This is a genomic window from Nostoc sp. DSM 114159, from assembly GCF_053470285.1.
Map to the genome: position 1 here is coordinate 3,352,065 of NZ_JBPFEH010000001.1, position 15,514 is coordinate 3,367,578.

11 protein-coding genes are annotated in these 15,514 nt (G+C 41.2%); 3 read left to right on the top strand and 8 right to left on the bottom strand.

The window, feature by feature from the left end; all coding sequences use genetic code 11:
• The first annotated feature begins 106 nt into the window (after positions 1-106).
• Together ACR5KR_RS13785 and ACR5KR_RS13790 are read left to right on the top strand one after the other, a co-directional pair.
• The gene (locus tag ACR5KR_RS13785; RefSeq protein WP_445631889.1) at positions 107-784 is read left to right on the top strand and encodes a response regulator; all 678 of its coding nucleotides are present in this window, start codon (positions 107-109) and stop codon (positions 782-784) included.
• Between the two features lie 267 nt (positions 785-1,051).
• Positions 1,052-1,342, top strand: a complete 291-nt coding sequence (locus ACR5KR_RS13790) for a hypothetical protein (protein WP_445631888.1) — start codon at positions 1,052-1,054, stop codon at positions 1,340-1,342.
• A 777-nt stretch (positions 1,343-2,119) separates the two neighbouring features.
• Here the strand turns inward: ACR5KR_RS13790 and ACR5KR_RS13795 are convergent.
• From ACR5KR_RS13795 to ACR5KR_RS13825, 7 genes are all read right to left on the bottom strand, one after another.
• Entirely contained in the window at positions 2,120-2,344 is a 225-nt protein-coding gene (locus ACR5KR_RS13795) for a hypothetical protein (RefSeq protein WP_448266912.1), read from the bottom strand.
• Positions 2,345-3,085, bottom strand: a complete 741-nt coding sequence (locus ACR5KR_RS13800; protein WP_445631886.1) for a DUF3891 family protein — start codon at positions 3,083-3,085, stop codon at positions 2,345-2,347.
• Between the two features lie 310 nt (positions 3,086-3,395).
• On the bottom strand, positions 3,396-4,088 hold the full coding sequence (locus ACR5KR_RS13805) for a manganese catalase family protein (RefSeq protein WP_012410902.1): 693 nt from the start codon (positions 4,086-4,088) through the stop codon (positions 3,396-3,398).
• A 166-nt stretch (positions 4,089-4,254) separates the two neighbouring features.
• On the bottom strand, positions 4,255-4,533 hold the full coding sequence (locus tag ACR5KR_RS13810; protein WP_445631885.1) for a GlsB/YeaQ/YmgE family stress response membrane protein: 279 nt from the start codon (positions 4,531-4,533) through the stop codon (positions 4,255-4,257).
• Between the two features lie 605 nt (positions 4,534-5,138).
• The gene (hemN, locus tag ACR5KR_RS13815) at positions 5,139-6,521 is read right to left on the bottom strand and encodes an oxygen-independent coproporphyrinogen III oxidase (protein ID WP_445631884.1); all 1,383 of its coding nucleotides are present in this window, start codon (positions 6,519-6,521) and stop codon (positions 5,139-5,141) included.
• A 177-nt stretch (positions 6,522-6,698) separates the two neighbouring features.
• Positions 6,699-7,415, bottom strand: a complete 717-nt coding sequence (locus ACR5KR_RS13820; RefSeq protein ID WP_445631883.1) for a biliverdin-producing heme oxygenase — start codon at positions 7,413-7,415, stop codon at positions 6,699-6,701.
• Positions 7,416-7,814: 399 nt separating this feature from the next.
• Positions 7,815-10,070: an FdhF/YdeP family oxidoreductase gene (locus tag ACR5KR_RS13825; protein ID WP_448266913.1), complete on the bottom strand. Its 2,256-nt coding sequence runs from the start codon at positions 10,068-10,070 to the stop codon at positions 7,815-7,817.
• A gap of 828 nt (positions 10,071-10,898) precedes the next feature.
• Between ACR5KR_RS13825 and ACR5KR_RS13830 the strand changes: the two genes are divergently transcribed.
• Positions 10,899-13,166: a DUF1796 family putative cysteine peptidase gene (locus ACR5KR_RS13830; protein WP_448266914.1), complete on the top strand. Its 2,268-nt coding sequence runs from the start codon at positions 10,899-10,901 to the stop codon at positions 13,164-13,166.
• 862 nt (positions 13,167-14,028) lie between these two features.
• On the opposite strand, the gene ACR5KR_RS13835 is transcribed toward ACR5KR_RS13830, so the two are convergent.
• On the bottom strand, positions 14,029-15,507 hold the full coding sequence (locus ACR5KR_RS13835; RefSeq protein WP_448266915.1) for an amidase: 1,479 nt from the start codon (positions 15,505-15,507) through the stop codon (positions 14,029-14,031).
• Positions 15,508-15,514 lie beyond the last annotated feature (7 nt).

Genomic DNA, 15,514 nt, shown 5'->3' on the forward strand with positions numbered 1-15,514 from the left:
AACCTAAATACTTAACCTTGAAAGCTATTCTCAACCCTTAACTCCTAACTCTTAACTCCTAACTCCTAACTCCTAACTCCTAATTCCTAACTCTTAATTAATAAAAATGTCTTTAGAAACTCGCTATCCCTTAAATTTACCCGTCAATGCTCCGCCATTGCGCGTGTTAATTGTCGAAGACGATCCGATGATGCAATTGGGATTAGAGCAATCGTTAATGGCTCATCCTCAGTTGGAGATTGTCGGACAAGCTGAAGATGGTTATTTGGGAGTTCAAGCCGCACTGCAACTGAAACCTGATTTGGTAGTTATGGATATTGGGTTGCCGCGATTGGATGGCATTGCCGCGACACAGCAAATTAAGGCGGCACTGCCAGCAACTCATGTAGTGATGCTGACATCTCATCAAACAGAGACAGAAATTATTGCGGCACTATCTAGCGGTGCAGATGCATATTGTATCAAAGGTGCAAGTGTGGAAAGATTGTTAAGTGCGATCGCAGCCGCAGTTGATGGTGCAGCCTATCTCGACCCCCAAATTGCGCGGCGAGTCATTGATAATCTCAAACCGCCTTCACCCACCACCAACACCGCCAACTTATCTGGGCGCGAGTTAGAAGTGTTAAAGCTGATGGTAGACGGGTTGAGTAACCCAGAAATTGCCGAAAAACTCTATCTTAGTCCCAATACCATCAAAACTCACGTCCGAGGGATTATGAATAAATTATCAGTGGACGATCGCGTGCAAGCAGCAGTTGTGGCACTGCGTTCTGGGTTGGTTTAATATCAGAAGTAATCCAAATCTTTACTACTAAATATCTGGATTGGTGTGTATAGCGATTCCTACTCTGTATGTAATACCAATTCAATTAATGATTGCAACACATTCTTGGGTAAAGACGCGATGAATCGCGTCTCTACAAATGGTCTATTTGTCGCATTCTTTTTTCAAATTGGTATAACTTTCAAAATACTAAATACCAACCTTTGGGTATATTTCTAACTATTCAAATAGTTGTAAAACTTTTAAAGTTAGCTAATTTTTTGTTCCATGCGCTCATTACTATTTCAAAACTTGAAGCTGACTATTCCGACAGCTTTAGGATTTACGATTCTGGGCTATATTCTCAGTCTACCTCTGAGTTTACTCGTCAACTCAGAAGCAGCAAGATGGCAATTCTATCCGCAATCCAGAGTATATATTGAAACCCAAAAGCTTGATGAGCTTGGAAATTTTCAAGCTAGGGTAGCACTTGGAGGAACAGCGCTCGGAATCTTAGTAGCTCAAACAACTTTTATTGTGTATATATTTGGACTTAGCAATCGTAGCACTAAGCAATAATATCTTTGACGAGATATATGTAAATACAGCCTTTAGACCACCTGATGCAGTTGTATTTTATGGCGATCGCCACACCTTTGGCTTTCAAGTTGGCACGCATTTCTAACTCAATTTACAATTAGAGGCGTACATATATATGTACGCCTTTATAGTTGATTAATTTGTTGCCAAGATGTTGGAAAGATAGTCTACCTCAATGCATTTTAGTTAAAAGAGTTTGAGAATTCATTAGGGTCTACATTAGCAGGAAATAACAAAATTTCCTTGCCTTCTAAACTTGCCTTGTGGTGAAGCAAAATTGCCTTTTCCAAAGAACAATATTTAATTGGAACCCATCTGTCGCTATAAAAGTAGACAGTTACTCGGCTCATTGCATACTCTTTCAACAGCAGTGGAAGAGACCAGGACGAGTCCACAGTTTGAACCTTACCTGTTGAGTCCATGCTTTGAACCTCAGTTATTAAGTATATTTACTTTCACTGATTGGAATGATTTAGAGGAACTATCATAAGTAATAACAATCTGTCTTAAAACTACATCTTTAGATAAAAATTAGAAGAATTAAAACTGACTTCACCCTTAAAGGCTAAATGCGATCGCTAAGTAAAACGGTGTGGAAAAACCAAACTATGTTAATAAAAATTAAATAGACTCAAACCCTCTTCCCTCCTGCCAACTGAGCCTCCTGCCGACGCTCGCGGACTCGCTAACGCTGCGCTATCCTGCCTCATCCAAACGATAAATATTTACACCGACCTACTTACTTTTGGTATCTCATCAGCAGTCGTGACTGAGATCGCCATTGTAAGAATAAGTAGGGATTTGATAAAAGAGTGCGACAAATAGATCATTTGTAGAGACGCGATGAATCGCGTCTTCAACCAAGGATGTGTTGCAATTATTAATTGGAGTGGTATAAGTAGGGATTTGATAAAAGAGTGCGATCGCATAACCTAGTTTTTTACAGCTATTTTCAGCAAAATAGCTGTAAGCTTTATGCATCTAATTCTTAACAAATGTCCACTCTAGTACCTCGATCGGCGCTTCTTGTAGTGCTTGAGTTAATTCGGCGCTGCTCTCAAATTTCACTTGGGAGAGGTCGCAAGCTTCGACGTTGACCGTGAATTTATCGTTTTGGAAGGGCCAGGGTTTGACAACAACCAAGTTATCACTGCGCTGCATAATGTCATAGCGCTCACCTTCAGGGCCCTTGCTAATTTCTAAAAACCGCTCATCTTCAGGTAGTTCCTGCTGACAAAGAATAAGCGAAAGGCGATCGCACCATTGCATAAATGCATAGGCTGCATCAACTTCCTCCTTTTTGATGCCCAATTCTTTACGCCAACGTCGCTGATTTTGAAGTTGCTCGTTTAAAAGTTTGTCTAATTTTGAAGACTTACCCCGGCTTGACTCATTTAAACGGCTGATGTGCATAGAAATTAATAGAGCTACCCATCGTCCACGATAAAGGGCATTCTTTGCCAAATTAGCCAATTTATCGACACCTGCATCTAAATCAGCATTTGTGGAAAGCATAAAGTCCTTTGGCGCACCCGCTTCAGTTAGAATATCTTCTTCCCACTCTTTTTCTAGATCGTCGTGATGAGAAATTGCAGCTATTGTTTCATATAACCTTGCAGGAGCATCTTTACGTCGCCATTGTCCAGCCAGTTCAGCTGCTAATAAAGCATGGGCACGATGATAAATTACTTCCCAACCATTTGGCGTAGGGTTGACAATCACAAGTTAATCTCCGGATTTTTAGTTGAATTAATTTCTAAAGTCAGAAATATCGGGGTAGAAATTGAAGCAGGGGCGCAAGGGCTTGCGCCCCGACGACAGGTGCGGTTCAAATACATGAAAATTGCTGAAAATAAAAATCCCGACTTCTTAGAAAAGTCGGGATTTTTTTGCTCGCTAAATGTAGCTAAACAGCCCAACATTTTTTAAACAAGGTAAGCTATTTGCCCACCAGATTATTGGGAGTTGTTCAGAACCAGCCAAAAACCTTTTTGCTCAAAATCAACCTATATTTTGACTGCAATCTATGCAATTAAGAGTGGCTTTCTAGTGGATTAGCAATGTATTTGAATGTTGGCTCAGAATTCCAGGGCCCACGCTCATCTTGACCGTTTCCGTTTGTAGATAGATTGTAGTAGAGAGCAACAGTTTCATCTGGCTTAATATTACCAAAGAAAGGATCTGTCAGCTTACCTAGCGAATCTAGAGCTTTCATAAACATCTGAGTATGAGAAATTTCTCGTGTTAACAGATGGACTAAAGTCTCTTGGGTTCCTTTGTCGGTTGCCAACTTAATCAATTCTTCGTAAGTCTGACGAGCGCCAGCTTCAGCTGCAACGTTAGCTCTTAAATCACGTACTACATCTCCACCCTCATTCAAGTAACTTGCAGTCCAAGCATTACCTTGGCTATCTAGAAAATGAGGCCCAATTCCTCGGACTGCAAAAAGAGTACTCTTGTAAGCCTCTGTTTGATCTACATTTTTAGTATGAGCCTCAATGAGTTTACCAACCATTTCTAAATGACTGAATTCCTCGATCGCAATATCTTGGAGCATATCTTTAATGCCAGCATTTTCGACATGGAATGATTGCACCCAATATTGAAGCGCTGCGCTAAGTTCTCCAGTCGCTCCGCCAAACTGCTCTAGTAGCAACTGAGCAAAACGAGGGTTTGGTTCACTAACGTTAACTGCATGAATAGGCTCTTTTTTGTGGAAAAACATAGATTTACACTTCTCAAAATTTGGTGTTACAGAACGAATCAACTTATCTTTCAGTTTTTTTCCAGATAGAGCTAAATTTGATGTTTTATAGCTTCTTCAACTGGTGAACTAGAAGACTGAGTAAAATACAGTAGTTATCTCAGGGTTGATAACTGCCAATCAGCGGTTATACATTGCTGCTTCTTCTGATTAATCCCCACATATAAATAGCAACAATTGCACCAAGCACAGCCACTAAAATACCGGGAAGAGTTAAACCAGCGCCAGCCGCAGTAATTTGCAGAGTTCCTGTTCTTAACAAGGTAAATAAAGTTCCACCGACGAAAGCACCAATGATACCCAAAATCATTGTGGAGAGAATTCCGCCGCCTTGAGAACCAGGATAAATAGCTTTAGCAATTGCACCTGCCAAAAGTCCTAAAACTATCCAAGCAATAATACTCATAACCGCCTCAACAATCTCACTCACTTAATATCTAAGCTATCAACTCTAATTACGAATTATTTCTACCAGATGGGGTAAATGTTAAATCCAAAAGTTATACACAATACTTTATATTCAGAATTGGATGAGAATTTGCGTTTTTTAAATCTTTTTAAGGTTAAACGAAAATTTTTGCGTATTGTAAGCTAGAAGTTATTAAAAACATCTAATCATAGACATAGTTATTGTCGGCAAAACTAAATGTTAATTAAGTAATCAATATATTCTTTTTTATCTCTCTCTTAAGGTATAAAGTTCGTATCTAACTTATTGGGGATGTATGAAAAATATTTATTGATTCAACTTTTGAGAATTTTCGCGATCGCCGATCGTTAATTACCTCTATAAATAATTAACCAAGATTTTTGTTACAGATTTTTATTTAACAACTTTATTCCAATTACCTTTTGACTGGCTATTCCGCTTGCACTGCGCTTCATGCACCACACACACAAATAAGTTCAAACATAAAATCGGATTACTATAGTCTTAATAATATCCCCTCAAATTTTATTTTTCAGGTAGATTGAGGGGATAATATGTGGTAAAGATTTGCAGAAGCAATATCAAATGGCGCGGGAGAATTTTGTCTCTCGCGTTTTTGTGTGAGTATCAAAGATGACGGCAATATTTCTTACTAGCAATCTACCGATGTCGGTAATCTGAATCTGATTTTTTGATAAACTGACTAGACCATCAGCTTCTAGTGGTTTTAACGCCTCTAGTTCTTCAGAAAAATATTCATCAAAACCGATCTGATATTTGTTTTCAATATCTTGCTTATAAAGCTGAAAATGAGACATAATACTCATAATCACATCCCGTCGAATAATATCATTCTGACTTAGTTTGATACCTTTACTAATAGGTAAACTACCTATTGCCAGTGTTTGATAATAATCCTTTAACTCCTTGTGGTTTTGAGCATAAGCATCTTCTAACATACTGATGGATGTTGCACCAAAACCAAATAATTCTGTCTCGGCGTGGGTAGTATAGCCCTGAAAATTGCGTTTAAGAGTACCATTACGTTGAGCGATCGCTAGTTCATCATTAGTTTTAGCAAAATGATCCATTCCAATAAATAGATATTGGTTTTTCGTTAATTCTTCAATGGTCATTTTCAGAATCTCTAACTTTTCCTCCGCTGGCGGTAGCGCCTCTTGAGGAATATTTTTTTGTGTCGGTTTGAGCCAAGGTACATAAGCAAAGTTAAACACAACAATTCGGTCAGGATCTAACTCAATCGTTTTTTTCAGCGTTTCTTGAAATGTCTCACGTGTTTGATAAGGTAAACCATAAATTAGGTCTACATTCACACTTTCAAACTTAGCTTCTTTGATCCAACTCATGACATCAAAGAGCATTTCTTCAGGTTGGACGCGATTAACAGCTACTTGAACTTGGCGATTAAAATCCTGAATGCCAAAACTAATGCGATTAAATCCAATCTTTCTCAGAAAGAAAATGTAGTTTTTATCGATATAGCGGGGATTAATCTCAATTGAGATTTCTGCTTGGGGATCGATGTTGAAATAGCGATTGATATTTTTCCATAAAAATTCTACTTGGTGACGCTCCAAATAATTAGGAGTACCACCTCCCCAGTGGATTTGCAGCACTTTTCTATCAGAATCGATTAAAGCTGCGGTGTTTTTAATGTCTTCAACCAAAGACTCCACATAAGGTTTAGCAATATTCTTGTTGTTGGAAATTACTGTATTACAGCCGCAGAAGTAGCAAGCACTTTGGCAAAAAGGGATATGGAAATATAAACTCATAGGAGTTTTACGTTGATTTGATGCGGCGATCGCGGTCTTAAAATCAGTTTCAGTGAATGTTTCGCTTAACTCTGTAGCGGGCGGGTAACTAGTATATCTAGGTGCGCGAGTGTCGTACTTTTGAATCAGATCCAGATCGAACTTAACACCAGGTAATAGAAAAACCATTGAGTTGCTTTCCAATAAATGAAGGGAGTAATTAATGGGGAGCAGGGGAGCAGGGGAGCAGGGGGACAAGGGGGACAAGGGGGACAAGGGGGAATTATTGAACAAATCTCTCCCAAGTCTTCCCCCTCTTCCTTGTCTACCTTGTCTCTTTTCCATGCCCAATGCCCAATGCCAAAATTAATTAGCCGCAGCTATTTCAGGGCTACCTGAATTGTGAGAACGAGTGAGGCTATTAAAGAGAACTTGACCGAGTGCTTTAATTAAACTTCCCTCTAACTCTTGAGCCATCTTTAAATTGAACCCAAAGGCATTATTAGCTTCTGCAACAATCCGTTCTGCTGTTATATCATCAACAGGTAATGCATTTAATGCCTGACGATACTTATCCTTAAATGCCTTTTTGTCAGGAATTTGCTCAAAGTTGTAAAAGGATGTGCCTTCATAGCCAGAAAGCTTTAGGGCTGACTGAGCAACTTTTTGTAGCATTTGACCCCCAGAAAGATCGCCCATGTAGCGAGTGTAGGCATGACCTAGCAATAAGGCTGGTTCACTAGCAGAAATTTCCCGAATGCGCTCAATATAGCTCTGGGCAGCAGGTGAGATTGTAACTTGCTCTCTCCAATTATCCCCATAATAGAACACCATGTCTTTTTCAAGTGAGGATTGGCGATTAAGTTCCAGAAAGTAAACCGCACTAATCACAGGATGCTCTCTATGGCTCTCTAATGCCGCTTCTAGTTCGCTGTAGACGTAATACAAGTTGCTTAAGAATTTAGCGAAGCAGTCTCTATCCACAACTCCTTGCAAAAAACATTTCATGAATGCCACATTTTCCGCTGAGGTGTGGGCTTGTTGAGTTCCAGAGCGCAGTTTGACGGCTAGATTGCTACTCATTGTTGCTTCCTTCATGTTCAAACGCAAGGTTTCTCGGCAGTCACCGACTCAGGATGCCTGCCAGTACCAGCTAAAAAATTGTTATTCTAGGTTGAGAAAGGATCTGCATCACTCTATCTGGCAAATACAACTGCCATGCAAATCCCAGGTATTTTATTTCTCCTAAGATTATTTAACTCTTAACTTATATATAACTATTAAGATATTAATATTTATTTATGTTTTTATGATGCTTGTATTCAGGCACATCCCAGTTGAGTAGTAACAAAACTGATTGTGGAATAGCCATTTAAACTTTTCTGAAACAACGGATAATAAGTTTATTTATTACAATTTACTCTCAATAATTTAACTGATGTCTACAAACGACAAAAACTCAAAGCCTGGATTCGCCTGTTTTTAAAGAAGACGAGAACCTATAATACAAACTGGAACTCTTTTATAAGCAGGTGTACCGCTTTGCGGATCGATTTTTGCTTTAAATAAAACATTAGCTTCAGGATAAAACATAAAAGCTACACCTTCAAGAATCGCCCCACAAATAATTTCAATATTGTCTAATTCTTCCCGATCGCCTTTCACTATGACTCGCTGATGCTCTTGGAATCCCGCTTTTTTGACATCTAGAGAATTCATTAAAATACAGTGACGATGAGGCATACCTCGATATTTATCTTCACTGCGATAAACTACAGTATTATGTTGACCGTAGCTGCGTCCTGTTCCTAAAATTACCACAATTCCTGGCTGATTTTCTGCCACACCAAACGCTGCTTTAGTTGGTACTGATAATTGCGGTAACGGTGTGACAAACATCTGTGCTTTACCATCAGGTGTGGGAAATTTCGGTTCATCGAAAATCCGCCCTCCAATGATAAACTCTTGCTTGTTTTGGTCAATTGTGCCAATCTTCTCATAGCCAGGAATAGTTTTAGCAATTAATTCTCTAACATAAGTTGTATCTTGCAGCTTACGCCAATTTATCGGGGTTTCACTATGTAAACGATGAGCAATTTCTGTAATTAATTCTATTTCCGAAATTAGCTCGGCATTAGGCGCTTTTAAATGACTTTTACCTTCATCATTTAATCGCACAAAATTATTACCCGATTCAGTTGTTGTTTTATGAGGATTTTCAAAACGATTGAATACAGGTAATATTAAAGTTTGCTGTTTCGCTAATCCGTGGAAATGTCCTAAGTTTGGTTTGGTGGCTACATAAAATACGGTTTCTATTTGCGAGAATGCCTGTTTTGCTTGCTGTAAGTCTGGGTTAGCTGCATACAAATTTCCTCCTAAACAAAACAGCGTATCTATCTTTCCTAATTCTGCTGCTGTGATTAAGTCACGAGTATGATAGCCAGGAGTTTCATTGAGAGTTTTGCCTAATAATTGAGATAGTGCTTGTTTGATTTCTTCTCGCAAGTTTACAGTAACACCCATTGAACCAAAGCCTTGCACATTGGAATGTCCTCGAATGGGCATTGTCCCAGCACCAATTTTACCAGCGTTACCTGTAATTAAAGCTGTATTAGCAATACTAAAAATATTATCTACGCCGTTAGAGTGTTGAGTTATCCCCATTGCCCAGGCAAAAACTACGCGCGTTGATTTACCAATTATATAAGCTGTTGCTGTGATTTCTTCTTGGGATAAGCCACAGGTGCTAGTGATATTATCCCACGAGATATTATTAGCGTAATCTACAACTTTTTGCCAATCTTGTGTATAGGATTTCAGATATTCTATTTTAATTAAATTCTGTTCAATCAGAGATTTTTGTAAACCGACAAATAATGCAGCATCACTACCAGGAATTGGTTGTAAATATAAAGAAGATATATCAGAACCTCCTGTGAGTAAAGATTTGATCGGAAATGCAGGAGACGCAAATTTAACTAAACCGATTTCAATTTGGGGATTAATAATAATTACTTTTCCGCCTCTTTCCCGCAATTCGATCAATTCGTTCATCAGTCGTGGATGATTTGCAGGGGCGTTAGAACCAATTAAAACTATACAATCACTATGTTTTAGGTTTTCTAAACTCACCATCGATGTACCTGAGCCGAAAACTTTTTTTAACCCCACTGTTGAGGGTGCGTGACACAAATCTGAACAGTCTGCTAGATTATTACTACCTAGCGATCGCATTAATAATTGTAGTAAATAGGCAGCTTCATTAGATGAGCGTCCAGAACTATAACTAGCAATTCGTGCTGGTGGGAAATTAAAAGCTTGTGTAGCGATCTGGTAAACTTCTTCCCAGCTTATACGTTGATAATGGGATGAACCCGATCTGAGAATGACAGGATAACTTAATCTACCCAAGGAATCGCATTCTTGAGAAGTCAGTTTTTGTAATTCACTAATGCTATTTTCTCGGAAAAAATCTCGCTTAATTCCTGGTTGCAATTCCGCAGCGATCGCCTCTACACTTTTAGCACAGCGTTGTAAATATTCTCCCGCTTCATTAACAAACCCTCCTTTTTGTCCACCCGTGCCCCAAGCGCAGGATAAACACGCACTTTTATGATTGAGAGTTTGCCATAATTTTAATCCTTTTGATGAGAGAGTTTTTTCTACCCAATACTGAATCACAGGTAAACCACCCCCAACAGGGGAGCTAGAATCGTTTTGAGGTAAGTTATCCATACTGAGCTAAATCTCAACTCGCTTAACTTATTATTGCTAAAAATTATTCGGTAAGTATTAATTTCAATTGAAACTATTTGTAACACTTACTAGGACTTACGCAAGTGTCACAAAAAATCGTAGATATGGACATACAATTTAGCCCTGTCTCATTTTCTGACATTCGTGAAGCGGTGCAAAGCCACCTTGCGGCACCAATACTACTCGCTTTGTGCATTTTGAACTCAGAATTTGGTTTGGGGAAAAGGTTACTATAGTTTGGTTTTTTCACCTCGTTCTACTTGTATAAAAGAGAGCGATAGAACAATACGCTTGGGTTAGTGCCAAAAACTTTGAAATGTGTAGGTTGGGTTGAGGAACGAAACCCAACATTTTCGGGGCTTTGTTGGGTTGCTCAAAGCTTCAACCCAACCTACAATTTTCCTTAACCCAAGCGTATTGAGCGATAGAACCAATTTAACTTAATCTTATCCTTTTTTTGATTTGTTCTTAGTTGTGTTAAGACTTTTAATACAATAAGTTCTATTTAATCAGTATAAGATTCTTTGATAAAAATCGGATTTTAGCTTTGAAAAGGTTGCCTACTATAGCTTTGGGTGATGTAAATCAGAGCTTCACTATACTTAAAAAGATTAATACCGGATTATTAAGAGTTCTATGTGATATTCTCAAAACAGATTTCAGGATTCAGGTGACCGAAGACAAAAAGGATACAAGCCCCTAAATTTATTTATGGGGATTGTAATTTTGAATTTTGAATTTTGAATTTTGAATTCCCCGAAGGGGTTGACCGTTTGGTATTGTCCTCACTAAATCAGGATAAACTCTATGTATCGATTCCAGATCAGTGCATACACTCAAACGGGCGAATCCATTGGTCTGGTGGGTTCTACTCCAGAGTTGGGATTGTGGGATATTAGTAAATGTGTTCATCTGCGTACAAGTGGCGATCGCTATCCTTTATGGTGGACAGATGAAATTGGCATTCAAGAGTCAGGTGGTCAACAGAGAGTTGAATACAAGTATGTGCTACTCGATGTCAACGGCAACGCCCAATGGGAAAGCTTAATAGATACAAACCGCTGGATTCCGATTGACTCTAGCGATCGTGCCAGCACAATTATTGTGGATGATGGCGCATTCGGTTATTTACAAGCTTATCCGTTTGGATATATTGAGAAACCTGCTGTTAAAGTCACCTTGGATCGAGAGTCTGAAGGTTTAAAAATCGTAGTCATTGGTAGTTCCGTTGCATTAGGTCATAAAGCCTGGTTTTTGAAAGGTTGGGTTTGGCAGTTGGCACAAGCTTTACAGCAAAAATATGGGCATAAACTGGTGAACGTGTCGGAGGTGGGAGCGAATGTCAGCAGAACGATCGCTCGATTTCCCTGGTTTGTCACCCCAGAAAAACCGGATATCGTTATCATTGCCCTATCTCTGGGTAACGAAGGGTTAGCTTACTGTTCCCCTCACGAACGACGAGCAGTACAGCGACGGTTTGAAAGTGGCTTGCAGCAACTTGTGAAAATGACGCGCGACATCGGGGCAATTCCGATTTTAGGCAGTGTCTATCCCAATGGCGATTATTCCCAGGAACATTACTGGCTGCTCCGAGACACACACAACCGGATGCTAAATTGGGGCGTACCTGTACTGGATTGGTTGGCAGCTGTAGATGATGGACAAGGAAGATGGAAAGCGGGGACATCCTTCGATCCGGCTCACCCGAACACAGTTGGCCATAGCCTCATGTATCAGCAGATCGACCAGCAACTATTCGATATCGACAAAGACGAATTAGCAAAAGAAAAACAACGCTTCCGGCAACCGAATGAATTTCCTATCTACTTTGATAATGGGGGCTTTCATGTCTCCGTGTGTATGAAAGAGAGGCGTTTACGGATTGTTAATCGCTCAAAATACAGCTACACGATCGCTCCCTATTGGCAAGAACTACAAACTGCACTGCAAACTAAGGCTGGATTGATATCAGGTATTTACATTGCGAAGTCTGTCAAGCCGGGGACGCTCCCCTTCTTCGCTGTAGAGGATGGTGCGATCGCAACTACAATAAACATCCCCCCAAATACCGATTTAGAATATAGTCCCGCCTTCAATCTCTTTTCGCCGAACAACGTTTTATTCTATGACGGGCATTTAGGGATTTTGCAAACGGATGAACGCCACCTCTGGATAATCAACGAATCAGACAGCGAGTACAACATCCAGCCAATGTGGACGGAAGTTTGCAATGCCCTTAAAGCCATGCCATCGGGTGTTTATGAAGATCCGCTTTATCCCGATGTCCCTTTTCGCACAATGATGATTGGTAAAAATGGGCTAGAAAGCCGAGTAAAAGCACCACCTAAGTCTGCGGTGTTGTTCCAATACAAATGTGAGTTATCGGATATCAGCCGTGTGGCAATTCTTCCCCTTGGCGATCGCTGTGCCGTCCGGATGATGTTGTATAAAATGGAATATGATGGCCCCGCCTTTCCCTTCGATTTAACGCGCACCACTAATATTGCAGATGTTGCGGATGCGATCGAAACCGGTTTTGATGATATGTGGAACCCTGCTTTTTTGCATTACAGTCCCGATGCAGGTAGAATTTACCACAGTAAATGGTCGGGTTTATCCTTTGCCCATGAAGTCGAGGAGACAGACAACGCTGTTCAAGATATGTCTCCCGTCTATGAACGGATGCGGGTTCGTTACACAGCACGCGCTGAAAGGTTTTGGTATACACTGCGGCACTGCGACAAAGTGCTTTTTGTTCGCACAGGAATTAGCGATGCCTACGGCGGCAAGCTACGCGGTGGTGTGATCGATTTAGTGAACAAGCTGGAAAAACAATGCCAGGGGAAGCCATTTCATCTCTTGCTTCTTTCTCCCCAAAGCGGTGATGAGTTTTTAGACCTTCCCAATGTGCTGCATTACAATGTCGAGTTTAATCCCGATCGTATGTATGACGATTTGGGACATTGGATGTACTGCACAGAGGTGATGCGAGGAATTCTGGAATCCCTTGGTGTGTCTAGTAAAAACCTCTTTTGGTGTCCGCCGAAAATACCGAAGGGGTGGGAAACTGGGTAGAGGCGATCGCAATACTGTTCGGTTAAGGCAAGAGACGCGATGAATCGCCGTCTCTACAATAATTAATCATTTGCTATTTCGGCGTACTCATTTGCTATTTCGGCGAACGCAATTGCTATTTTGGCGTACTCATTTGCTATTTCGGCGTACTCATTTGTTATTTCGGCGAACTCATTTGTTATTTCGGCGAACGCAATTGTTATTTCGGCGAACGCAATTGCTATTTTGGCGAACTCATTTGTTATTTTGGCGAACGCAATTGCTATTTCGGCGAACTCATTTGTTATTTCGGCGAACGCATTTGTTATTTCGGCGAACGCAATTGCTATTTCGGCGTACTCATTTGCTATTTTGGCGACTGGGTTGTTTGAGTTTTTTAACTTCCCGTGAGTTGGTTATAGCGCAATAGGCTTGGGTTAGCGTCAAAAACCATAAACTGCGTAGGTTGGGTGGAGGAACGTAACCCAACATTTTCGCGGGTTTGTTGGGTTGCACTACATTCCACCCAACCTACAATTATCCTTAATTAAACGTGAGTTCGATGAACCTCTCCCGGACAACCTCCCTCTCCCACGGGGAAAGGGAGGAGCAACGAGAAATTACGGTTTTGGCTCCCCTCTCCGTGTCGGAGAGGGGTTGGGGGAGAGGTCAAAAAAGGTCTTGTCGAACTCACGTTAATTAAAAACCAAAGAGCGCCTTTGTGTAGCCTCGTTCCCAGCCTCCGGGCTGGGAATGTATTCAAAAGAGGTTCCACCTCTTGTCAAGCTATGGAGGCGGAGCCTCCCAGAATGAGTTCCCAGCCTGGAGGCTGGGAACCAGTCAGGATAGGGTTATAACGGTGAAGTTTAATTGCTGCCATTCCTCAATAGCCTAATGGATGGCGGAAATCACCAACCACTTTATCAAGTTCTTGAGCGATCGCTAACAACTCCATCTCGCGCCATCGTTTGCCAATAATTTGGATTCCAATCGGTAAGCCATTATGAGTTTGCCCAATAGGAATCACCACCGCCGGATGACCGCTGAGATTAAATGGCATAGTGTAAGCTCCGTTTGCCACTGCATGAGGATAGGATTTGCCCTGAATATCAATGGCGCTCCAAGCCGGACAATGGGTAAATGCAGGGGTTGCTGTCACAGGAGTGAGCCATACATCCCATACTTCTAAGGCTTCATCCATTTGGGAAATGAAGCGATCGCGCTCGGTGAGTGTCTCGAAATATCCTTTTAAGCTGGGATTCAAAATTTCTGGCAGAAAGCTGCTGAAATTCCCCAATTTTCGCAATTTTTTGTCGCCTTGAGTTGCCGTGCGAAAAAGTAATTCTAAGCTGCGTAGCACATTATAGCGATCCTTGGGTTGGGCGTAGTTGTTGATATATGCTTCCATCCGCCCGCAGAGGTTCCACACTGTCGATAAATCGAAGTCTTTGGGAAGCCAGCGTTCCACATAACTACCTGCTTGAGCGAGTTTTTGTACGACTGTTTGTATTGCGCCTCGAATTTCCGCAGCAACGGGAACTTCCACCCATTGATCGATCCAAGCAATTTTAAGATCCTGCAAGGACTTGCCTGATGGAGTATCAAGGGGAATCGGTGGCACATCTGGGCGACGCAGATCCGCACCAGCAATCAGTGAGAAACAAAGGCGAATATCTTCGAGCGATCGCCCAAAACAGCCAATAGTCAACATTTGTCGCAAACATAGCGGCATTCCCGGTACTTCAGGGATACTTCCGGCGGTGGAAATACGGCGATCTGTTGGCTTTAAGCCATACACGCCGCAGAAAGTTGCAGGTTGGCGCACAGAACCCGCTATATCGTTGCCTATATCTAATGCTGAAAGTCCGGCGGCAACAGCAGCAGCACTACCTCCAGAACTGCCACCTGCTGTATAGTCAAGATTCCAGGGATTATTTACCCGTGGAAATAGAGAATTTGTACTTTGAAAATCACCAGCCAGTTCTGCCATGTTGGTTTTTCCCAGGATAACGGCTCCTGCTGCTCGCAACCTGGCAACAACGGTAGCATCCTGTTGAGGAATGTAGTCTTTGAGAGGAATGTAACCTGCTGTGGTACGTAGTCCTACTGTTTCAAAAATGTCTTTGATTGTCACAGGGACACCGTGCAGAGCGCCCCAGTGTTCTCCTCTAGCTAGGGCTTCATCTGCAAGCTTTGCTCTGGTACGAGCATTGTCTTCGTCTAACGTGCAAATCGCATTCAGTTTTGAGTTGTGTTTATAAATCTGCGCCAGGTAAGCATCGAACACTTCGACAGCAGAGACTTGGCGATCGCGAATCATCTGAGCAAGTTGATGAGCGGGTAGAAAAACTAAGTCACTCATAAATCAC

Bases quoted from the DNA above. Each gene is read 5' to 3' on its own strand.
- ACR5KR_RS13785 (WP_445631889.1), top strand. From the start codon at position 107: ATGTCTTTAGAAACTCGCTATCCCTTAAATTTACCCGTCAATGCTCCG.
- ACR5KR_RS13790 (WP_445631888.1), top strand. From the start codon at position 1,052: ATGCGCTCATTACTATTTCAAAACTTGAAGCTGACTATTCCGACAGCT.
- ACR5KR_RS13795 (WP_448266912.1), bottom strand. From the start codon at position 2,344: ATGCATAAAGCTTACAGCTATTTTGCTGAAAATAGCTGTAAAAAACTA.
- ACR5KR_RS13805 (WP_012410902.1), bottom strand. From the start codon at position 4,088: ATGTTTTTCCACAAAAAAGAGCCTATTCATGCAGTTAACGTTAGTGAA.
- ACR5KR_RS13810 (WP_445631885.1), bottom strand. From the start codon at position 4,533: ATGAGTATTATTGCTTGGATAGTTTTAGGACTTTTGGCAGGTGCAATT.
- hemN (WP_445631884.1), bottom strand. From the start codon at position 6,521: ATGGTTTTTCTATTACCTGGTGTTAAGTTCGATCTGGATCTGATTCAA.
- ACR5KR_RS13820 (WP_445631883.1), bottom strand. From the start codon at position 7,415: ATGAGTAGCAATCTAGCCGTCAAACTGCGCTCTGGAACTCAACAAGCC.
- ACR5KR_RS13825 (WP_448266913.1), bottom strand. From the start codon at position 10,070: ATGGATAACTTACCTCAAAACGATTCTAGCTCCCCTGTTGGGGGTGGT.
- ACR5KR_RS13830 (WP_448266914.1), top strand. From the start codon at position 10,899: ATGTATCGATTCCAGATCAGTGCATACACTCAAACGGGCGAATCCATT.
- ACR5KR_RS13835 (WP_448266915.1), bottom strand. From the start codon at position 15,507: ATGAGTGACTTAGTTTTTCTACCCGCTCATCAACTTGCTCAGATGATT.